The organism is Streptomyces sp. NPDC002817, assembly GCF_053592055.1.
The window spans coordinates 14,031-35,036 of record NZ_JBSFUY010000051.1 but is presented as its reverse complement, the minus strand read 5'-3'; the positions used below and the strand labels follow the sequence as shown (position 1 = coordinate 35,036).

The window sequence follows — 21,006 nt, the reverse complement described above, 5'->3', positions numbered from 1 at the left end:
CGGATCGACCCGGTGAGCCGCAGACGCTTCGAGGCGGCGGCAGCGACGGCCGCCGCCTCGCTCGGGCCCACACGGACTAAGGCGCTGGCCACGCTCCTCTCCCAGGGCCGCTCCCCGGCGTACATCATCGGCAGGCTCCAGACGCCAGCCGCGCTGGAAGCCGTATCGGCGTTGCTGGCGTCGATGACGGAGGACGGCGTTCCCGCGGCGGAGACGGCGGCGTATCTGCGGGGTTACGCGGCGGCCTGGACCCGGCAGCGCGAGGACACCGAGGCCCGTGCGGTGTGGAGCGGCCCTTCCACGCCTGGAACACCCGGCCGCGCCACCGCCCAGGTGCTGACGGAGGTGGTCGGTGCCGCAGAGCACCGGCTCGTCGCCGTGACCTACTCGGCCCGCTCGTACGCACCGCTGACCGCAGCGCTGTCCGAGGCCGTGGCCCGGGGCGTCACAGTGGACATCGTCGTGGAGACGCTGGAAGGCGCGGGCGGGCTACTCTCCGGGCGTGAGCCGGCCGATGCCTTCTCCCGCGTACCGGGCCTGCGGCTCTGGCACTGGCCGACGGGTCAACGCCCCACTCCTGGAAGCCGGTTGCACGCGAAGCTGGCGGTGGCCGACGACCGGATCCTCTTTCTTTCCAGCGCCAACCTCACGGCGGCCGGCGCCGAGCGCAACATCGAGGCAGGCGTGCTGCTGAACGGCGGTCCCATGCCGGGACGGATGGCGGAACACATAAGGGAGTTGCAGCGCCGAGGGGTTCTCGCACGGTGGTCAGGCGCCTGATGAAGTCCCGTCACGGTCGAATCATCGCCATTTGCATGGCCGGTTGACGGCCACTTAGCCCTGACGGCCGGAACCTGGCCAACAATTGAGCCTCCGGTTTCACATGATGCAGGAGGTCACAAATGGTCGCCGTCGCTCTGGTGCACAGCACCGCGCTGATGACGGAGCGGCTCCCCGAAAAGCCTCCGGCATGGCTGACCCGCGGTGAGCGGACCTTCGCGTATCCATACAAAGACTGGAGGAAGCCGCGCGTCTGGTGCCTCGCCTTCTTCACGGACCGTCACGCCCGCTATGAGCAGCGCAGGATCATCGGGGTGGGCGGCGTCTTCCCGGGCAGGCGGTCGGGTACCTACGAACGCGCCCTGCTCGCCCGCGACTTCACCGTACTCCGGGTTCCGCTGCCGCTCGTCGACCTTGAGGGTGCGATGGGGGCCAGCCGCCGATTCCTCAAGGACGACGGTCGTTTGTCTCCCGCGGCTGGCGACAACCTGCTCGCCGCCATCCGGCATCTGCGGCCGGAACTGAACGAGACGCTGGATGGCCTCGAGAACAGCCTGGGGGCCAATCCTCCTACAGGTCGGGAGGGAGAACAGCGGAGCTTTGAGAAGGACGCGATGGGCACCGTCATGGAGACGTTCGGCGCGGACCGCGATCCACTCGAAGCGTGGCAGCAGCCGCTCAGCGGGGACGATCCCCGCTCCCGATCCGTCCCCTTCATCGAAGGGATGCCCGACCTCCGGCAGATCGAGGACCAGCAGATCGTCCACGACTACCTGCGCTTCCCTGGCATGGAGGGCGAGGACGCCGTGCAGGTCGGCTGGCGGATCTACCGTCGTAACTCAGAGTCCCACCATCGGCTGTTCGTGTACAACGCCAACCGCACGAACGCCGAGACCGTCATGGGCGTCGACATGATCTACGTGAACGAGCACGCCCGAAGCGTGGCCATGGTCCAGTACAAGCGGATGCGTCAGAGCGGGCCCGGCTGGGTGTACTGGCACGACGCCACCGGCGAGCGGGAGTTGAAGCGGATGGAGACCGTCGACGACCAGTGCAAGGCCGAGGACGAGTGGGCTCGGACCAGCCAGGAGGGGCCGACGACGCTGGGGGATCCACGCCTGGTCCCCACGCCCAGCATGGTCAAACTGTGCCGAACCGCTCCCTTCATGATGAACTCCGCCGCCCTCATTCCCGGCATGTATCTGACGCGGGAGCACTTCCAAGAACTGCTTCAACGCCCCGAGGCCGACGGGCCGTCCGGCGGGACACGCATCGTCGAGGAGTCGGTCCCCCGGTACCTGAACAACACCACCTTCACCACGCTGCTCAGGGACGGATGGATCGGCACGCGCGGCACCGGCTGGGACTACGTCATCGACCTAATACGCGAGAGCCTGTCCGCCAACGGGCCGGGCTCCGTCGTCGTGGGGATGCACCGGAGCGAGGTTCCACCCGGCAACCGCCGAGTCAACTGACCCGCGCCGCAGGCGGACGGCGATCGAGGCGATCCGGCTGCCCTGGCACGTACGGACCGGTCTCGCGAATCGAAGCCGGTCAGTAAGGTGATCGTAGTCTTCTGGAGGGGGCGCGGATGGCGACGCTGGGGATGCACCGGGACTTCCTGCTGGAGTTCGCGGCGTTGGAGAAACCAGTCCAGAAGCGGGTCTTCGAGGTGTTCGAGAAGTTCGCGGCAGCCACGCACACTGGGCTGCACCTGGAGAAGCTGACTCACCAGAAAGATCCGCGGCTGCGGACCATCCGCATCACCGGCTTCTGGCGCGGCGTAGTCCTCAAGGGCGAGTCGGGCGACAGCTACCTGCTGCTCAAGGTGCTTCCCCATGACAAGGCCAACGACTGGGCCGCCAAGCACCGCGCGTCGGTGAACGAGGCGACGCAAGGCATCGAGATACGCAACGACGTGGCCCTGGAACGGGCCACGGCAGGGCTGCGTGCGCTGGCCGCCGAGGAACCGACCCGCCTGTTCCCCACCTCCGACTACCCGGACAAGGTGCTGCGCAGCCTCGGTGTGGACGAGGAGATCCTGCCGATCATCCGGCTGATCCCGGACGAGGATCATCTGGAGGCACTGCACAAGGTGCTGCCGGAGCATCAGTACGACGTACTGCTGGGACTCGCGACCGGCATGAAGCCCGAGGCGATCGACCGGGAACTGGTGCAGGCGTACGCCCGGACCGCCGCGCGGACCCCCGTGGCCGACGACGGTGACGAGCTGGGCACCGCGATGGCCCGTTCCCGCGGCCGGGTCGCTCTCGTGTCGGGCCCCGTCGAACTGCAAGGAATCCTGGAGCGGCCTTTCGACGCCTGGCGGGTCTTCCTGCACCCGAGCCAGTACCGGGTGGCCTACCACGAGGGCTACGCCGGGCCGGCCCGGGTCACCGGCGGGCCCGGCACGGGCAAGACGGTGGTCGCCCTGCACCGGGCGTACCACCTGGCCCGGCAACTACCCGAGGAGGCCCCCGACGGGTGCGTTCTGCTCACCACCTTCACCAGGGATCTCGCGGCCGAACTGGAGCGCTGTCTGACGCTGCTGGTCGAGGAAGAGAACGTCCGAGCAAAGATCCGGGTGGTCAACGTCGACGCCCTGGCCAACGAGATCGTACGGGCGGAGCGCGGCGGCGCCCCACTGAAACTGGTCTTCGACCAGAAGGAGATCACCGCTCGCTGGACGCGCATCGCGCAGCGGCTGGGGATCGACTTCACGGACGTCTTCCTCGACCAGGAGTGGCGTCAGATCGTCCTCGCGCAGGCCCTGACCGAACCGGAGGAGTACCTGAAGGCGCCGCGCACCGGCCGCGGCACCGCGCTCCCACCACTGAAACGCCTTCAGGTGTGGCGGGCCGTCTCCGCTTTCGAGGAGCAGTTGCGCCAGGCGGGCGAGTGGACGTTCCTTCAGGTGTGTGCGGAGGCGGCACGTGTCCTGGACGGCCGGGAACAGCGGCTGTACCACCATGTCGTGATCGACGAGGCGCAAGACCTGCACCCCGCGCAGTGGCGGTTCCTGCGGGCCCTGGTCGCTCCCGGTCAGGACGATCTGTTCCTCGCTGGTGACACTTACCAGCGGATCTACGGGAACCGGGTGTCGCTGCGCTCGCTCGGCGTCCAGGTCGTCGGCCGCTCGCACCGACTCCGGATCAACTACCGCACCACGCAGGAAATCCTGGCCTGGTCGGCCTCACTGCTGACCGGTGAGGAGCCGGACGACATGGACGGCGGGAACGAGACGCTGGCGGGATACCGCTCCACCATGCACGGAGAGCGGCCGGAGACGGCCGGATATGCCACGAAGCCTGAGGAGATCGAGGCGCTGGTGGCCCGTGTGCGGGACTGGACCGACGCAGGGGTGCAGGCGGAGGACATCGGGGTGGCGGTGCGCTACGTCCAGCTGGGGCGGGACATCGCTCAGGCACTGGAGCAGGCCGGCCTCGCCGCGTGCGTGCTCGGTGCCGGGCGCGGTGGCGCCGGTGTCCGGATCGGCACCATGCACCGGATGAAGGGGCTGGAGTTCCGCTGCGTCGCCGTCGCCGGGGTGAATGACGGCACCGTGCCGATGAAGTCGGCCGTCACTGCGGTCGAGGTCGACGCCCAGCAGCACCAGGAGGACCTGAACGGCGAGCTGAACCTGCTATTCGTGGCGTGCACGCGGGCGCGCGAGGCGCTGCGGGTGTCCTGGCACGGGGCGCCGAGTCCGTTCCTAGCGCCGGTCGTCAACCTGCGCCCGTAGTGTTCATAGGTCCCGCACGCCATTGCTGCTGGCCCCATGCGTGACGTGCGTGGGGCCAGCAGGATGCCGTCGCCCCACACTCCGCTGGAGGGGGCACGGAGGGTGTCAGGGAGTGCTGGGGTCCTCGTCCACCATACGGCGGGCCTCCGCGAGGGCCGCCGTATGCGCGAACCACTCCAGCACGGCACAGATCTCCTCGCTGTGCGCGGCGAAGACCTCCACCGCGAAGGAGGGACGAAGGTCCAGTTTCGCCTCGGCCAGGTCGATGCCATCGATCCCGTTCAGGCGGTTCATCAACTCGCGCCGCAGCGGCTCGTCATCGAACGGGGGACGCCTCTTCAGATACTGGAAGACGACCTCGACGGTGCCGGAGACCGGGTAGAGAGCCAGGGGCCACAGCTCTCGGGAAGCGGGCGCGTTGCCGAAACGCACTGTGGGGAAGCAACTGGTCTCGCTTGCCCGGCCGTAGGCGAGATGACCGCCCTGCTGCTCCCAGAAACGCAGGGCGTCCAGGACGCCGTCGACGGTCTCCTCGGTCTGGTTGTCGCGCAGCTGCGTTTCGAACCGGCTGGCCGCCGACTGCTGCTCGTCGCCGTCGACCCGCGGTGACGGCTCGGCCTCATCGGCGACATCCTTGCCCAGCAGGGCCGCCAGGTCGGAGGTGGTCAGCCGGTGGGATCGGCGGGCCCGGCCCGCGTCGTCGAAGGAAACTCCCTCGGCCTCCAGACGGGTTCGCACATCACCGAGGTCCTGGCCATCCGGCCACCTGAAGCCCGCCGAGACGCGGCCGTCCGCCGTCAGCACCCGGTAGGCGCCGTGCAGGCCCACCTTGGACGCCAGATGCTGGCCGACCGGGACGGCGTGGGTGCCGATGAGCGCCGCGACGTCACCGTACGTCGTCCACGTCCCGGCCGGCATGGCGAGAAGCGCGGCCCGCAGCTCCTTCCAGCCTGACCACTCGTCGTCCACCGGGACCGTGCCCGCGACGGGACCGGGCCACAGCCGTACCACCCGGTCGGCGAGGGCGGCGGCGCGGTCGAGGATCTCCGTCTTCCCCCAGCGCTCCCGCCCTGCGATCTCCTGGTTCATCCGCAGGGAGCTGAAGTCCAGGATTTCCTGCTTGCGGCGGAACGGATGGTTCGAGAGCTTCGCGTTGTCAGCCGAGAGTGTCAGGTTGCCCAGCGTGTGGACCAGTAGGGCGTGGAGTTCCTCGGCGCCCTGTCCGTCCTCGGTCTCCTCGGCCAGCAGGTCCAGCCACTGGTGCGCGGGGCTCTGCGGCAGCACATGCTCGACGGTCAGATGCGCCTTGGCGTAGTCGACCGGTTCGCTGGCTCCGTAGCTCTCCTCCAGCCTGCGCAGCACCTGGAACCGCTGGTTGCTGCGGCCCGCCTTGTAGAAGGGCCGGGTGCGGATCGCCTCGCGGACGGCGTCGTCGTCGGGCCAGACACGGGCACCCGTCTTACTCTTCGACAGGAAGCGGCTTACGGCCCCGGTCGGGTCGTCGTCCTTCTCCATCTCCTTGGCCATCTCCATGAACACCCGGTTGCTGCCCGTGGTGGAGTGTCCCGTGAACAGGCGCCGCACCATGTAACTCTCGGCGTACGCCAGTGCCCGAGCGGCCTGGTGGGGTGTGGCCTGCCCGTCGTCCACGCGGTCGAGCAGGTGGAGTGCCAGCGGGTAGTGGGTCTGGCCGCCCCACCGGGAGAGCCTCTCCAGAACTTCGCGCAGCTCCGGGTCGGGCTCCCTCTCGGGTTCCAGGATCCGCATCAGACGCTCCGCCCGGCGGGCGAGGGAGGCGATCTCGGCCTCCAGGGCCGCTTCGTCAGAACTCAGGGGCTCCAGGCGCTTCTTCTGGTCCCGGTAGATCTCGCTCTGTTTCGCCCGGCTGTTGCCGGCCACCACCAGGTCGAGCCAGACGAGGAGTTCGAGGTTGGCGGGGCCCAGCCGTTCCTGCATAGGCAGCCACAGATTCTGGTAGACGGACTCGCCCCGGGTCGGCAGACACATGAAGAGGTAGTTGCGCAGGAGGTCGCTCTGGCTGAGTCCGACCCCCGTGTTGTTGATCGACTCGAAGATCCGGTAGACGTTGTCGCCCTCCGACGCGGTGATCTCCACGATCGACAGCAGACCGCTCAGCACGGTCTCCACCGCGTCCGTCCACGTCTCACCGGCGTTTTCCTCGCCTTCTGCGAGGGCGCCCAGGAAGAACCGGTAGGCAGCGCCCACGTTGCCGGGGCCGCCTGCCCTGGGTGAACTCTCGACACAGGCAGTGAAGGCGTCGCGGTCCGCTTGCGTGGGCAGAAGCCGGTAGTGGTCGTCGCCGCTTCGGTATTTGTTGACGAGCACGAGGTCATGGATGCGCTCGGCCTTCTGCTCCGCGCCGCGTTCTCGGTGGCGGTCGCGCAACGCCGTGAAGGCCAGCATGAGGGTGGTGAGCCGCTGCTGGCCGTCGACAACAAGCCAACGCTGCATGCCGCCAGCGGTGATCCGGCCTGGTGCCAGCACCACGGAGCCGAGGAAGTGCGCGGCGGGGGGCCGTCCTTCCAAGTGCTCCTCGACCAACTCCTGAACATCGTCCCAGAGTTGCCGCAGCTCATCCCGCTGCCAGCTGTAGGTGCGCTGATAGAGCGGCACTTGGTACTGCTTCTCGCCCTGGACGAGTTCGTTGAATGTGGTCTCCTGCGCGTGCACGCGTGTCTTCCCCCCCGCTGAGTCCCGGACGACCCATTTTCCACCCACGGGGTGCGTGTGTCCTCGTCCTCGACTGGATCAGTAGCGGTGACGTGTCTTTCGGGAGCCGGGCCTCCCGGCTGCACGGGCGCGCCGCCACACATTTTCGGGCTCGAAGAGGGACTCCGCAGAAGCCACATGATCGGCCGAGTCAGCCGTAGAAGACGCGATTACGCCACTACAGGGGACTTGACCTCGAAGAACTAACACGCTGCAGCACTATGGTGCGAGATGTGCGACGCCCTCTGGTTCTCCTCGACCTCGACAACACACTCGTGGACCGACGGGGAACGCTCGCCGACTGGGCCAACGCGTTCACAGTCCGGCATGGTCTGGAGGACGAGGAGCAGGCGCACGTCCTGGGCCTGGTGGCCGAGCGGGTTGGCTCGGATGCGTGCGGGGATAGCGCCTGCTTCCAGACAACGTGCACCTAGGTGAGCGACCTTCGCATCGCGTCTACCAGCGCGTGCGCACGCATATCGTCAGCTCCCCCGATGACGTTGTTCATCGCATAACCGAAGGCAACGCCGTGCTCCAAGTCGGCGAAGCCGAGCGAGCCGCCTCGTCCCGTGTGGCCGAAAGAGCCTGCCCCAATCATCGGGTTGGTCTCGGTAGGCAACATGTATCCGGCGCTGAATCGGCTCGGGATCAGCATCACCTGGTCCTTCCCGCTGGCCTGCTCCTTGGTCGCTGACTCCAGGGTCTCCGGAGCAACCAGGCGCGTACCGTCCACCTCGCCGATCAGCGCGGCGTACATGCGCGCCAGGCCGTGTGCGGTGCCGATGCCGTTAGAAGCGGGGAGTTCTGCGCCCTGCACCTCGGGTGAGTCGAAGTCGATCGCGGCAGGGTCGGTGACCGCGTACGCCCTGTTGCTGAATGACTTCGGATCCCGCCACGCGGCAACCTGCTCGCGGAGTTCCTCAGGAACCGACTCGGCGGGCACTGTGGTGAGGTCGACGGCCGGGCGCTGGTACACCATGCGGCTCACCCGGTCGCGTTCATGAGCCGGCAGTCCGATGAAGAAGTCCAGTTCGAGGGGGGCGGCAATCTCGTCGGCGAAGAAGCGGCCCGGGGTCTGGCCGGACACCCGGCGGATCACCTCGCCGACGAGCCAGCCCCAGGTTCGACCGTGGTACCCGTGCGCCGTGCCCGGAGTCCACTGTGGACGCTGAGCGGCCAGCGCGGTCGCCATCGGGTGCCAGGCCAACGCCTCGTTCAGCGGGACGGGTTGGTCCAGTGTGATCAGGCCGGCCTGGTGGGACAGCAGCCAGCGCACCGGGATGTCCGCCTTGCCGTTCGCGGCGAACTCCGGCCAGTACTTCGCCACCGGCGCATCCAGGTCCAGCGCACCGCGCTCGGCCAGCATGTGTGCCGCGGTCGCGGTCGCCCCCTTGGTCGCCGAGTAGACGAGCTGCAGCGTGTCTCGCGTCCACGGCCGACCGGTTTCGGGGTCGGCGACGCCTCCCCACAGGTCCACCACCGGTTGACCGTACTGGTACACGCACACCGCCGCGCCGATGTCCCCGCGCTCGGAAAAGTTCGCCGCGAACGCCTCACGCACCGGTTCGAACCCAGCCGCGACCTCACCGTGGATCGTCGTCATGCCGTCCATCCTGGCATTCGGACTACGTGCTCCGAGGGGGTGGGTTCGGCCTCGAAGTCCGAGAGGTGACGGTCACGCCGCGACGGGCACGGCCTTAAGGCGCTCGCGGAACTCACGGACAGCGGGGACGCACTTGCGCGGTTCGAGGTGCGCGGAGAACTCCTTCAAGCGGTCCAACGCCCGTACGGAACTGACACTGCTCTCCAGGAGTTCCGTGCCGTAGTTCGCAGCGTCGAGCGCCCCGTCCAGGTCACCGCCGGCGAGGCGAGCCTCGGCCAGGCGGCTGGAACGTACGGCCTTGTCCCGAGGAGCCGCGCTCTTCACGGAGGTCTCCAGGGAGCCCGTAGCGCGCTCCACCTGCCCGGACCGCAGCAGGACCTTGCCCTCGGTCGACTTCAGCTGTGCCTCGCCGAACCAGTTGAGCCAGTCCGGGTTTTCCTCCGTCGTGTGGTGCTCCCAGTGGGACACGGCGCGGTTGAGCGCTGTTCCGGCCTTCGCATGGTCGCCGTCGCGGGACAGCGCCTCGGCCTTGTGCAGGTAGAGGAAGGAGTGGGTGTACGGCGACAGCGTTCGAGGGGCGTTGTCGATGGCGGTCGAGATGAGGTCGACGCGCTCGGCGGTGCGTCCGGCCTCGGAGACGTGGACGCCCATCTCCGCGAGGATGAAGGCGCCGAATGCGTCGTCTCCAGCGGTACGGGCGCTGCGCAGGGCCCCGACGTAGTAGCGCTGGCCGACGGACCGCAGCCCCGCGTCGTAGGCCATCCAGCCGGTCAGGTGCGATACCCGGGCGGCCAGGGCGTAGAGGCGGAGTCGGATGTTCTCCGTGTACCTGCCGGTGCTCAGGAGGCCGGTGACGAGGGCGAGATCGCCGCGTGCCTGTTCCAGGAGTGTAGCGCCGCCGAGTTGGTCATCGAGGGTGCGCAGCGTGCTGATGCGCTGCTCGATCGTCGAGACCATCGTGTCCGTGACCTGATCCCCGCCCAGGGCCGAGGCGAAGGCGGACGGCGCGTCCACCCAGCTCGCCGCGAGGCCCGTCAGGGCAACGCCGGTGATGGTGAGAAAGCCCCGGCGATCCATGCGGCCACTCCCCACGAGTTCGGACAACGCCTCAACGGTACCGGCCTCGGTCCACGGGGCGGTGAGTCCCGTGACCTCCCAGACCGGCAGCCACCGGGGCCAGCCTTCCCTCCGGGCCTGCTCGTACGGGACGCGTAGCAGGTCGGCGAGTACGTGCTGGGCGTCCGCATCCGGTTCCTGGCCCTGCTCCCACTTCCATACGGTGGTCCGGTTGGTCGCGAGCGGGATTCCGAGCGACCGCCCGTGTGCCTGCATGAGCCGGGCGAACTCGGCCTTCCCCCAACCGCGTGTCTGGCGGAGGAAGCTCAGCGGGTGGACTGCCAACGGCTCACCAGGCATGTCATCACTCCCGTCATCTCCTCGCGGCGCAGTGGGGAGGCTACTTCGCGTGGCCGCGTACGGGGAGGGCGTCCCCATGAGGAACCCCCTAGAAACGTTCCGCCTTGCTGCCAGGGGCCGTTGACTGAATATCAGCCGTCCACGGAGCCCGCGCAGGGTGCAGCTTCCGGAACGGTTCTCAGATCGGCGGCTCCGCCCCCGTTTCCCCGTCGGGGACGGAGCCGCTCTCCAACTCCTCGGAGGCGTCAACCATGCCCACGCTTGCCCATCGGTTCGTCCTCGCGGGTGAGGAGAGGGAAGTTTCCCTCGCCCGGCGCACGGTCGTCGACAAGGTGCGTGCGTGGGGTGTGCCGTTGAACGACGACGCGGCTGACGCCATCCGTCTCGTCGCCTCCGAGCTCGTCAGCAACGCCGTGGTCCATGGGGAAGGGCTCGTCACCGTCACGCTGTACCACCGGCCCGGCCGCCTGGTGATCGACGTACTCGATGACAATCCTGTTGCTCCGCAGACGAGTTGTGCCCAGGCCGACGACGAGAGCGGGCGCGGCCTGGCGCTGGTCGAGCTTCTCGCTTCGCGGTGTGCCTGGGAACCCGCCGGCCAGGGCAAACGCGTATGGGCGGAGATCGCGCTTCCCAAAGCGGCGCCCGCCATCCGAGCTGCCGTTCTGCGCAGGCTATTCGCGCTACGGCCGAAGCGCGGCGTGGTAGCTGAGCCCGAGTCGCTCACCCTGGCGGTCGCGTAATGGGACGGCACACCTTACGAGCGAATCCGCTTCCTGACCCCGACGTGGTCTTCCGGCCCACCCGCCGAGACATCGACCCCGTCACCAGAGCGCCCACTGACTACGCGCTATGGGACCGCCACGAGTGGCAAGCGCGCGGCGAGTGCTGGCTGTGGTGCGGACGTGACGACGTCGAGGTGACGTGGATCGGACCCGTCCGGTCGAGCGGCATGCACGCGGCCCTCTACGCCTGCCGTGCCTGTCTGTATGAGCTGGACCAGCGCGTTCTGGAGATCAACATGCGCGAGGACGTCGGCGGCCTGCCGAACCACCGCTGACCTGCCCTGTCCCTGGCGCCGGACTGCCGCTCAGCGAGCTGCCAATGACTGCCGCCCCACCGCATCCCACGGCCGTGGGGCGGCCATAGACCTCCCGTCGGAGCCCTGACGGGAGAACCGAAGAGGAAGGAGTACGAGGTGGAAGAGCCCACGACACCGCCTCCGGCCCGAAGTGGCCTCCTGGTGGCGGTGCAAGAACTGACCGCCGTCCACGACCGGTACGACAGCCTCCGGTCGGACAACCAGGGTAGTTCTGGCGACGCTCCGTGGCCGGGTGGCGACGGCAACCTGCACGACAGCGAGTAGGCACCAAGCGGTGAGGGCCGGCGTGGTCGGCCCTCACTGTGTCCGCATCAGTGGTCGAACCCATGGAGGACGCACGATGGAACACCGGTTGATCAGCGCCATCGAGGGAGCACTCGGCTGGAGTGGAGCCGAGGAACTCGGCAAGGACTTCGTACGAGGGAGCATGGACGACCCCGCACTCGTCTCCCGCATCATGACCCCGAACCGCCTGCTCGACGTCGCGATGCGCAGGAGCCTGAACCGCCCGCAGTTCCGGTGCTTCCAGAAGGGCGAGGAGGTCCACCCGGCCATCTACTACACCGACAGCGTCAGCCCCCGCGGCCAGAGCATCTCCATGGTCAACATACGCAGCCTGGGCAGGCTCCTGGGCGAAGGCGCAACGGTGATCATGGACCAAGCCAACGTCTTCGACCCGACGATGGAGGTCGCCTGCCGGGCCCTGCAGTGGTGGTCCCGCGAGCGAGTCCAGGTCAACGCGTACCTGACGACGAACGACGCCTCCGGCTTCCCCCTGCACTGGGACGACCACGACGTCGTCATCGTCCAGCTCGCGGGTGAGAAGGAGTGGGAGGTCCGCGCGACCTCCCGCGCGGTCCCGATGTACCGGGACGCCGACCCCAACAGCACTCCGAGCGACGAGATCATCTGGTCCGGTCTGATGCGGACCGGCGACGTCATGCACATCCCCCGGGGCCACTGGCACCAGGCGACACGGACCGGCAGCGGCTCCGGCAAGAGCCTTCACGTCACGTTCGGCATCACCAAGCGCACGGGGGCGAGCTGGCTCGCGTGGCTGGCCGACTGGTGCCGCGAGCACGAGATCTTCCGCCACGACCTCGACCGCCGGCACGGAACCGGCACCGACGCTCTGACCGAGGCCGCCGTCCAGCTGGTCAGCGAGCGTCCGCCGGCCGACTTCCTCGACGCGTACGAGCAGGCGACGACCCTGCCTCGGCACGTGCCGTTCCTCGACGTACTCGGGCCGCTCGACGCCGTGGTGTGCACCACCCATTTCCCGCCCCAGATTCACGCGTACGGAGAGACCATCAACGTCGTGGCCTCGGGGAAGAAGCTCACCCTCGCGGCCAAGGCACTGCCCGCCCTGCGTCTGCTGCTCAGCGGCAAGCCGGTTGAGCTGGAACAGGCCGCGGCCGTCGTCGGAGCCGAAGTGACCGAGGTCGCCGAGATCCTGGTGAAGGAGGAGCTGTGCGCGGTGCTGACCCCCGAGTTGTTCTCGGGCTACACCGGTCTCGTCACGAACGCCGGCTCCTGACCGGGGCGCTCGACCTCGGCGTCACGGCACTCGACACCAGCACCAACTACCTCGGCTTCCGTTCGCACCAGGTCCTGGCGCAGACGGCCGGCGACCTGCTGACGAAGTTCACCGTCTCCACGAAAGTGGGCTACTTTCCGGGACCGCCCGGGGCGGAGCACTCCTTGGACCCCGTACGGCTGCACGCGGCCGTGGAACAGGCGGCTGGGGAGCTGGGGCAGGAGCCGGATCTGGTGTTCCTGCACAACCCGGAACACTCGCTCCGCGAGGCTGGCCCGCATGGCCAGGAGGTGCTGACAGAAGCATGCGCTGCCCTCGATGACGCTACGAGCAAGGGCCTGTGCGCCGCCTGGGGCATCGCGTCTTGGGATCCTTCATTCCTGGTGGAACTGATCGGCCCGACCGTTCCGAGGCCAGCGACCCTCATGGTCCGCGCCGGCCTACTCGTCGCAGTCAGAACGCTGGACGCCGCGGACGCCCTCATCAAGGCGTGGGACCTGGACCCCAGCGAGGTATGGGGCATGAGCCCCTTCGGCGGCAGCACCAGCGACCCGGTGTGGACCAAGATCGACCCCCGCGTCTTCCTCGATGGCAGCCGTCAACTCGCGCCCGTGCAGGCGGCGTTCATAGCCGCCTATCACCTGCCGCGGGTCGATACCGTAGCTGTGGGCACTGATGAGCCTGCCCATCTGGGCGAACTCGTCGGCGCCCTGGTCGGCGAGGTCGAGGAACGAACGGTCCAGGAGTACCGGAGTCTCCTGCGAGACCGCTCACGCGATCAGCCGGTCTGAAGCTCCTTGATGACCTGTTCGGCCACGCGCCGAGCGGGTTCGAGCCGAGGGTCTTCCGGGTGCGCGTACGGCCCGAGAATCTTCGAGCAGGCAAACAGCGTCATCACCTTGCCGTCCCGGCTCTCGAAGTCGGACCGGCGCTCGTGCCATACGCGATCGGCCAGAGCCGGGACAGCAAGGGAACTCGCCCACAGCGACGCCGAGTCCAGCCCCAGCGGCGCGTTACCCCAGTCCTCCCAGTCGAAGAGACTGAACGCCGGAGCGGTCACGTTGGCCCAGTTCAGGTCCGCGTGGGCCGGCACCCACCGCTCGATGGTCGTATCGAGATCGCCGGAGAAAACACCGCGGACGGACTCGGTGACGAGGGCCTGGGTGATCGTGTCGGTGTCCGGTGTGGCGACCCGGTTCGTGTTCTGGGCTGCCAGCGCGTCCAACGACGCGTTCAGCGCCCCCCACCAGTCATCTGACAGCTCCGGGGCTTCACTCACGATGGCGCTTCCGACAGGCGCCCCTCGCAGAAGCTCGGTTTCGTCGGCTCGCCACATCACCGGCCCGTCAGCGGCCCGCCAGACCACACACCCGTGCCATTCGGGCTGGGCGATGCCCTCCAGACGAGCGGCACTCTCAGTCCCGTTCCACCCCTGGTCGGAGATCTTGTCGAACAGGCGCCGCTCGATCCGTACCCAGGTGTCGCGGTCGGTTCTGGCCCCCACGGATCGGCGCTTGCGCACCATCGTCTCCGGGAGCAGCCCCACTTGGAGAGACCGCTCGACGCGATCAAGAACCTCGTCAACCGGCTGTACACGTAGGTCGACAGCCTGACCCGTGGAGACCGAGAGCGTCATGGACGCGACCGTAGCAGTGGTGCGATGAGAGGCGCCCGTTTGCCGAGGTGCGGGCGGTAACCGCCAGCCACTCCAGAACCCGACTGTAGGGTCCCCACCACCGTCCTGCCGTTTCTGAACTCTGCCCAGGTCGCCCATCCCGTGTACGGCCTGAGCTTGGAGCGGCTGTGCGAGACGGGCGCCCTGATCAGTGCGCCCGAGCCCACCACCCGAAGGCAGGGGGCGGGGCGGACGGGTCCTGTTGGGAGAAGGTGCTGGAAACTGCTCAAGCCCAGATTGTCCGTGCGGCTGGCTACGGGGTGAGCCGGTTCGGCCCGCGGAACAGGAAGCTGGCTTGGCGGATGGAGTCCAGACCGAACAGCACCATCAGCACTCGCCCGAGCCCCATGCCGAGGCCGCCGTGGGGCGGGCATCCGTACCGGAATGCGTTCAAATATTCCTGCATCGGCTCAGGGCTCATGCCCTTCTCGGCGGCCTGCTTCAGCAGCACGTCGTACCGGTGCTCGCGCTGCGCGCCGGTGGTGACCTCCAGGCCCTTCCAGAGCAGGTCGAAGCTCAGGGTCACGCTCGGGTCATCGGCCGACCGCATGTGGTAGAAGGGTCGGATGCCGACCGGGTAGTGCGTGATGAACACGAACTCGTGCCCGGTGGCCTCCTTTATGTGGGCCGAGATGCTCCGCTCGCCTTCCGGGTCCAGGTCTTCCTTCACCCCTGCCAGGTCCCAGCCACCCTTCCGCAGGATCTCCTGCGCGTCGGCCATGGTGACGCGGGGGAAGGGTGTCGTGGGCACGGTGACCTCGACGCCGAAGTGCTCGGCGATCGCTTCGCCGTGTGCGTCGGCGACCTTGGCGATCGCGTGGGCGAGCATCTGCTCCTCGAACGCCATCACGTCCTCGACGCCGCCGATCCACGCCAACTCCACATCGACGCCCGTGAACTCGGTGGCGTGCCGCGAGGTGAACGACGGCTCCGCGCGGAAGACCGGCCCAATCTCGAAGACCTTGTCGATGCCAGCCGCGATCGCCATCTGCTTGTAGAACTGCGGCGACTGCGCCAGGTAGGCGCTACGGCCGAAGTAGCCGACCTCGAAGACCTCCGCGCCGGACTCCGAGGCGGTGCCCATGAGCTTGGGGGTATGCATCTCGGTGGCGCCCTGCGCGTAGGCGTACTCGCGCATACCCAGCTCCAGGGTGGTCTGCACGGCGAACAACAACTGAGTGGCAGGACGGCGGCGCACGTCCAGGAAACGCCAGTCCATCCGCTGCTCCAGCCCGGTGTGCTCGTCGATGGGCAGCGGTGTCGCGGCCGGGTTCAGAACCTCGACCGCCTCGGGGACGATTTCGAGGCCGCCAAGCTTGACCTGGGCTGCGTCGACGACGCGCCCTGTGATCCTGACTGCGGACTCGGGGGTGAGAGCTTCGAGTTGGGCCTCCAGCGGCCCGTTGTCGCGCTTGTGGGTCACCTGCACCATGCCGGTGTGGTCGCGCACGATGACGAACTGCATCTTGCGCTGCAGGCGGAGCGCGTTCACCCATCCGCAGACGGAAACGGTACGGCCAACGTGTTCTCGCAGGTCGGAGACGGGTACGCGGCTGTGGATCATTCGGTCCTCCGAAGGACGTCGTCATGATCCCTTGGGAGTGCGGGCGAGAAGGGCAACTCGCGGTACCACCGCACTTTCGCCGCCACATGGTGGCGACCTCGTTCAGGCCCAGTAACGGGGGCCGGGCGGCGGGGCATTAGACCACCAGACGGGGTCGTTCCTCCCCGCGCTCAGGAGGGTCTTCACCACAGGACGCGAGACCGCCTTCCCAGCTTCCGGCGGCTCTCTCTGCTCGCGTGATCTGTGGTTACTCGTCTCCGTCAACGCGTTGCCCAGCAGGATACGGAGCGGGCAGTGACAGCAGCAATCAAAAAGACGGGCGTGCAGCCAGAGGCGCATGGAGGAACGCGGTTTACTCGCTCGTCGTCATGCCGTCTGCCCCTTCCGTACTCAGGCACAACGAGGGGGGTAGGCCCCTACGCGCGAGGGCAAATTTGTCCGCCTTCTTTCCAGTTCGCCATTGGCAGACAGGAAATCTCCGGAAATAACTGGTGCCCGGCCGCAAGCCATGTCAACGTACACACCCCCGCCAGAACACCCACCCCCGAACCCACGGAGGCGCCCCTGTACCCGCACCACCCCAGCGACCCCCTCCGCCCCGACTCGCAGGAGCCGTTGTACTGGGTCACCCCTCGGCACCTGGCTGGTGACGACGGCGTACTCGCCGAGCAGATCGGGTCCGCCCTGACCGGTCTCGGCTGGCGCATGTGGCCCACCTCCAGCGACACCCTGTTGTACGTGAGCCCGGACGGGCTGTGCGGTGCCGAGTGGGTCCTCGCGGGCTACCCGTTCGAACTGGGCGGGCTGCCCGTGGCCTGGCAACTGAGCGCCCGCCCGGACGCCGACTCCGTGATGACATCGTGGAACGCGTACTTCACCGCCGGTATCCCGTATGAGGCACTCGCCGACCTCCTCGTTTCGGTCGACACCCGCGAGGCGCCCGACATCGGCTACGAGGGGCCCGAGACGGTCCTGAACTCGCTTGGCGCCCAGGGTTGGGTCCGTGACCTGGACAGTCCCCACACCACCGCCATGGACCCCGGGTTCTCCGCCACCTTCTCCCTGGGGCTGCAGCCGCCGCTCGTCCAGGACGCCGATCCGCGCCCCGGCTTGATGGGCTGGCAGGCGTGGACGGAACCCGTTCTCGGCGCCCCGTATCTGTGGTGCGCCAGTTTCAGCGCCGGTGTCCCCCATGATCTGGTCGCCGCCTTCGCCTCCTCGCTGGCCTCGCCAGCCGTGGTGTCCCGCCGCACCTTGCCCAAGGACGCCGAGGGCCGGCTCATGGTCGTCCGCCGCAGCTGACGACCCACGCCCCGCGGGTGGCTGGCGTGCGGCTTCTCGCCGAGCGCCGATGTCCCTGAGAGGGCTGTTTCCCGGACTCGCCGGATGACAATGAAGGAGACCCGTATGTTCCGAATATTCCGGCGCCGTGCTCGCGCCGACCATGCGTTCCGTGACGCTCAGCGTGCGGGCCAGGCGTTGCTGCAGATGCACACCGAAATGCCCTGGCCCGATGCGCCCGGCCCTGTCGCCGCTGCCGTCCAGGACACCGGGGAGGCTGGGCCGGACTCCGACTTCCTGCCGCCGGAACTTCGGGCGCCGTCCCGACAGGACGTCGCCGGGTTCATGATGCGCTGGGACCAGCCGCTCGTCATCGGCGGCGAGGTACGCGAGTGTCACACGTGCGGCGCGTACCGGAACTGGGTTGTCCTCTGCCTGCGCGACGACTCGGTGTGGCTGCGCTGCCGTGCCGGCCATACGGCGAGGGAGCCGGAGCTGGACGCGGCCTGGTACAACCGCCACTCCGGTCCGGCCGACCACTGGCACCCCGCCCTTGAGGACGGGCTGCGCCACCTCGGCCACTGACTCCCACGAACCCCCCTTCCCTTCCCCTCCACATCGCCGGCCCCGGAGAGCCGGCTTGGTCAGACCGTTCGCTCCGCACCAACATGGGGGTTCCACATCCGTTTTCCCACCACGACCGCGCTCTGCCTGGGAGCTGCGTCCGTCCTGGTCCTGACGGCCTGCTCCAGCGGCAACACCCGCGCCACGGACCCGACGTCTTCCGCCTCCGTATCGGGACACCAGGAGGGCAGGAACGCCCCGGCTGCTGGGCCGTTGTCCTCAGCCGCGCTGGCCAAGCGGCTTCTCGACGAGGGCGACCTGGGCGAGGGCTACGCCCGCAAGGCGGAACAGCCCGGTCGGCACGATGACGTCACCGTGACCGGCTGTCCCGCGCTGGATGACCTCGGCGGCGACGCTGCGGCTGGCGGCAGCCTCGGCTTCCCGCGCCGGGCGAAGGTCTCCTTCACCTACGCGAGCGGCACCGGTTCGGAGGTCTCTGAGGAGTTGTACAGCGGTACCGCGGCCGAGCTCTCCAGCGGGGTGGGCCGGATCTTCGAGGCGATGACGTCCTGCTCCAGCTACCAGGTCCTCGTCGGCAGCGCGGCCGTCACGGTCACGACTCGGAGCGTGTCCGTGCCCAGGCTGGGGGACGAGCGCTGGGGCCAGTTGCTCACCTTCACCGCTGACGGGCGCAGCCGCGTAGTCAAGCAGACGGCTGTTCGTGTGGGGATGGTCGTTGCGGTGGTCTCGGGTTCGGCCGCGCTGGTTGATGCCCATGTGGAGAGGGCGGTGGCGAAAGCCCGTGTGACCACGTGAGTTCGTGTGGATGCCGCAGGCCCGGCCGGTGTTTCCGGTCGGGCCTGCGGCGTGTGTGGGGCTGGGGTTCACGTTGATGGGTGCGTGGTGCTGAGGGCGCTGGCTGGTGGGCGTGGTCCTGAATCGCCGCCCGCTGGTGTGTGGTCGGTCAGTCTTCTTCGAGTTCGGCGTGCTCTTCGCGTGCGTACAGGGCGTTTTGGAGGTCGGTCAGACGCTCGAACTCCGCGTAGTCCTCGTCGGTCATGAGGTCGTAGACGCTGTCCAGGGAGTCGTCGGGCAGCTGGTACGCGTACTTCATGTACAGGCTGACGAGGGACTTCGCCACCAGATCGCCTTCGCTCATCCAGCTGGCTTCGTCGGGCAGCCTGTGCGCGACGGCCATGGCGATCTCGTCCGAGGTGCTGGTGGCGAACAGGTCGTGCTCGGCGCCGGTGAGGGGGCGGCCGTCGCGGCGGTACAGGCGACCGGGTCCGTCGCGGCGGGAGGGGTCTACGTCGGCGAGGAGGATGACGACGCGGGGGCGGATGTCGGTCTGGGCCATGGAGGGGGTTCCTTCCGGAGGTCGGGGTTGGGGCACAAATGCTCCGGACGATCCCCGGTTTCGGTAACCGGGAATCGTCGGCTACAGTCCGCGCGCCTGCGGGTCAGCGCCGCCGCGCAGGAGGCCGCTGCTGAAGCGGCACGCCGACTGTGGGGCGGGCTGCTGCCTGGGCGCGGGGGCTGGGGGCGTGACGCTCGCCGAGGCGGCGTATGCGCCAGGTCAGCGCGCGGGCCGGGCTGTGGGCGTCGTCGAGCGTGCGCTGTCCAAGTGCCTGGTCCAGGACGGTGGCCGCGTTGTGCCCGGCGGCTTCCGCCTGGGCGAGCACGGTGGCGAGCGCGTCCCAGGAGGCGTCGTTGAGGATGCGCTCGGCGTGCTCCGGGACCGTCTCCTGGAGGTGATGGGCGAAGCGGCGCTTGGTCTGGTCGCTAGTGCCGCATCAAGCAACGTTCGCCCTGTCGTGATGTGTCGCCCAGTTGCTGCGTCGACGGGCCTCGGACAGCGAGAATGATCACGTGGCTGAACGCGTGCGGGTCCGGGAGATTGATGGCGACGAGGGCAGTCGGTTGCTGCGGATCATCTGCAGAGGCACTGGTTCGGTGGTGACCTGGCGGCGGGCTCAGATGGTGCTGTTATCGGCGCAGGCCATGCCCGTGGCGAAGATCGCCGAGGTGACCTTCACCAGTGCGGACCGGGTCCGGGATGTGATCCACAACTTCAACGCGGACGGCTTCGGCTCGCTGTACCCGAAGTACAAGGGTGGCCGGCCGAAGACCTTCACTCTCCCGGAACGGCGGGAGATCAAGAAGATGGCCAAGTCGAAGCCGGCCGAGCACGGCCTGCCGTTCTCGACCTGGAGTCTGGCCAAGCTGGCCGACTTCCTGGTCGCCGAGGGGGTGGTCGACGACATCAGCCACGAGGGCCTTCGGGTCCTGCTCCGCGAGGAGGGCGTCTCGTTTCAACGCGTGAAGACCTGGAAGACCTCCCGCGACCCGGACTACGCGGCCAAGAAGGCCCGCGTCGAGCATCTCTATGCGATCGCCGACGGCGAGGTCATAGCCGAGAAGGGCGAGCCCGAAGTCGTCTTCTGCATGGACGAGTTCGGGCCGCTCAACCTGCAGCCCCACCCCGGTCGGCAATGGGCCGAACGCGGCGGCAGACACAAGGACCCCGACCGCGATCCGAGGCCCCGACGCCGGGCGACCTACACACGCCCGCACGGGGTCCGGCACCTGTTCGCCGCCTACGACCTCGCCAAGGACCAGCTCTACGGGCACGTCAAGAAGACCAAGAACAGGTCGAAGTTCCTGGAGTTCTGCCGCTACCTGCGCTCACTGCACCCAGACGAGAAGCGCATCGCGATCGTCTGCGACAACTACTCACCGCACCTGACCACGAAGCGGTGTCAGCGGGTGGGGACATGGGCGGCGGCGAACAACGTGGAGATCGCCTACACGCCGACCAACAGCTCTTGGCTGAACCGGATCGAGGCCCAGTTCACCGCCTTGCGCTACTTCGCTCTCGACGGCACCGATCACGCCAGCCACAAGGAGCAGGGCAGCATGATCCGCCGCTACATCATCTGGCGGAACAAGCACGCCGCCGACGAACACCTGCGCAGTGTCGTGAACAAGGCGAACGTTGCCTGATGCGGCACT

General features: G+C 68.2%; 18 protein-coding genes and 1 pseudogene. 12 read left to right on the top strand and 7 right to left on the bottom strand.

The annotated features are described in order from the left end of the window. The first annotated feature begins 12 nt into the window (after positions 1-12). From drmC to ACWD3I_RS45875, 3 genes are all read left to right on the top strand, one after another. Positions 13-780 carry a DISARM system phospholipase D-like protein DrmC gene (drmC, locus tag ACWD3I_RS45885; protein WP_365406600.1) on the top strand — a complete coding sequence of 256 codons (768 nt, stop codon included), beginning with the start codon at positions 13-15 and terminating at the stop codon, positions 778-780. Between the two features lie 122 nt (positions 781-902). Beyond that, the gene (locus tag ACWD3I_RS45880; RefSeq protein ID WP_365406597.1) at positions 903-2,255 is read left to right on the top strand and encodes a hypothetical protein; all 1,353 of its coding nucleotides are present in this window, start codon (positions 903-905) and stop codon (positions 2,253-2,255) included. Between the two features lie 116 nt (positions 2,256-2,371). Then, a complete protein-coding gene (locus ACWD3I_RS45875) occupies positions 2,372-4,522 on the top strand; it encodes a UvrD-helicase domain-containing protein (protein ID WP_365406594.1) in 2,151 nt (716 codons plus the stop codon). 105 nt (positions 4,523-4,627) lie between these two features. Here ACWD3I_RS45875 and ACWD3I_RS45870 read toward each other — a convergent pair whose 3' ends face one another. Next, positions 4,628-7,213, bottom strand: a complete 2,586-nt coding sequence (locus ACWD3I_RS45870) for a GmrSD restriction endonuclease domain-containing protein (protein WP_365406591.1) — start codon at positions 7,211-7,213, stop codon at positions 4,628-4,630. Positions 7,214-7,485: 272 nt separating this feature from the next. On the opposite strand from ACWD3I_RS45870, the gene ACWD3I_RS45865 reads away from it, so the two are divergent. Then, positions 7,486-7,686: a hypothetical protein gene (locus ACWD3I_RS45865; RefSeq protein ID WP_365406588.1), complete on the top strand. Its 201-nt coding sequence runs from the start codon at positions 7,486-7,488 to the stop codon at positions 7,684-7,686. On the opposite strand, the gene ACWD3I_RS45860 is transcribed toward ACWD3I_RS45865, so the two are convergent. Beyond that, positions 7,683-8,855, bottom strand: a complete 1,173-nt coding sequence (locus ACWD3I_RS45860) for a serine hydrolase domain-containing protein (protein ID WP_365406623.1) — start codon at positions 8,853-8,855, stop codon at positions 7,683-7,685. The two genes, ACWD3I_RS45865 and ACWD3I_RS45860, sit on opposite strands and share 4 nt — an antisense overlap. 72 nt (positions 8,856-8,927) lie before the next feature. Continuing rightward, complete coding sequence (locus tag ACWD3I_RS45855; protein WP_365406586.1) at positions 8,928-10,271, bottom strand: transcriptional regulator; 1,344 nt, start codon at positions 10,269-10,271, stop codon at positions 8,928-8,930. 251 nt (positions 10,272-10,522) lie between these two features. On the opposite strand from ACWD3I_RS45855, the gene ACWD3I_RS45850 reads away from it, so the two are divergent. From ACWD3I_RS45850 to ACWD3I_RS45835, 4 genes are all read left to right on the top strand, one after another. Further along, positions 10,523-11,014: an ATP-binding protein gene (locus tag ACWD3I_RS45850; protein ID WP_365406583.1), complete on the top strand. Its 492-nt coding sequence runs from the start codon at positions 10,523-10,525 to the stop codon at positions 11,012-11,014. Between the two features lie 176 nt (positions 11,015-11,190). Continuing rightward, entirely contained in the window at positions 11,191-11,331 is a 141-nt protein-coding gene (locus tag ACWD3I_RS45845) for a hypothetical protein (RefSeq protein WP_365406580.1), read from the top strand. 382 nt (positions 11,332-11,713) lie between these two features. Beyond that, entirely contained in the window at positions 11,714-12,910 is a 1,197-nt protein-coding gene (locus tag ACWD3I_RS45840; protein WP_365406577.1) for a JmjC domain-containing protein, read from the top strand. Further along, on the top strand, positions 12,844-13,701 hold the full coding sequence (locus ACWD3I_RS45835) for an aldo/keto reductase (RefSeq protein ID WP_365406574.1): 858 nt from the start codon (positions 12,844-12,846) through the stop codon (positions 13,699-13,701). The genes ACWD3I_RS45840 and ACWD3I_RS45835 overlap by 67 nt, the downstream gene beginning before the upstream one ends. Here the strand turns inward: ACWD3I_RS45835 and ACWD3I_RS45830 are convergent. Next, on the bottom strand, positions 13,689-14,546 hold the full coding sequence (locus ACWD3I_RS45830; protein ID WP_365406571.1) for a hypothetical protein: 858 nt from the start codon (positions 14,544-14,546) through the stop codon (positions 13,689-13,691). The two genes, ACWD3I_RS45835 and ACWD3I_RS45830, sit on opposite strands and share 13 nt — an antisense overlap. 292 nt (positions 14,547-14,838) lie before the next feature. Next, the gene (gene aspS / locus ACWD3I_RS45825; protein ID WP_365406568.1) at positions 14,839-16,149 is read right to left on the bottom strand and encodes an aspartate--tRNA(Asn) ligase; all 1,311 of its coding nucleotides are present in this window, start codon (positions 16,147-16,149) and stop codon (positions 14,839-14,841) included. 615 nt (positions 16,150-16,764) lie between these two features. On the opposite strand from aspS, the gene ACWD3I_RS45820 reads away from it, so the two are divergent. From ACWD3I_RS45820 to ACWD3I_RS45810, 3 genes are all read left to right on the top strand, one after another. After that, positions 16,765-17,451: a DUF317 domain-containing protein gene (locus ACWD3I_RS45820; RefSeq protein WP_365406566.1), complete on the top strand. Its 687-nt coding sequence runs from the start codon at positions 16,765-16,767 to the stop codon at positions 17,449-17,451. A gap of 105 nt (positions 17,452-17,556) precedes the next feature. Then, positions 17,557-18,015 (top strand): hypothetical protein, encoded by a 459-nt coding sequence (locus ACWD3I_RS45815; RefSeq protein WP_365406563.1) that lies wholly within the window; start codon positions 17,557-17,559, stop codon positions 18,013-18,015. 252 nt (positions 18,016-18,267) lie between these two features. Continuing rightward, positions 18,268-18,810: a hypothetical protein gene (locus tag ACWD3I_RS45810; protein WP_365406560.1), complete on the top strand. Its 543-nt coding sequence runs from the start codon at positions 18,268-18,270 to the stop codon at positions 18,808-18,810. 148 nt (positions 18,811-18,958) lie between these two features. Here ACWD3I_RS45810 and ACWD3I_RS45805 read toward each other — a convergent pair whose 3' ends face one another. Further along, entirely contained in the window at positions 18,959-19,351 is a 393-nt protein-coding gene (locus ACWD3I_RS45805; protein ID WP_365406557.1) for a hypothetical protein, read from the bottom strand. 103 nt (positions 19,352-19,454) lie between these two features. Next, a pseudogene (locus tag ACWD3I_RS45800) lies at positions 19,455-19,772 on the bottom strand (mobilization protein); the annotation flags it as partial. A 91-nt stretch (positions 19,773-19,863) separates the two neighbouring features. Between ACWD3I_RS45800 and ACWD3I_RS45795 the strand changes: the two are divergent. Further along, positions 19,864-20,997 (top strand): IS630 family transposase, encoded by a 1,134-nt coding sequence (locus ACWD3I_RS45795; RefSeq protein WP_365406554.1) that lies wholly within the window; start codon positions 19,864-19,866, stop codon positions 20,995-20,997. Positions 20,998-21,006 lie beyond the last annotated feature (9 nt).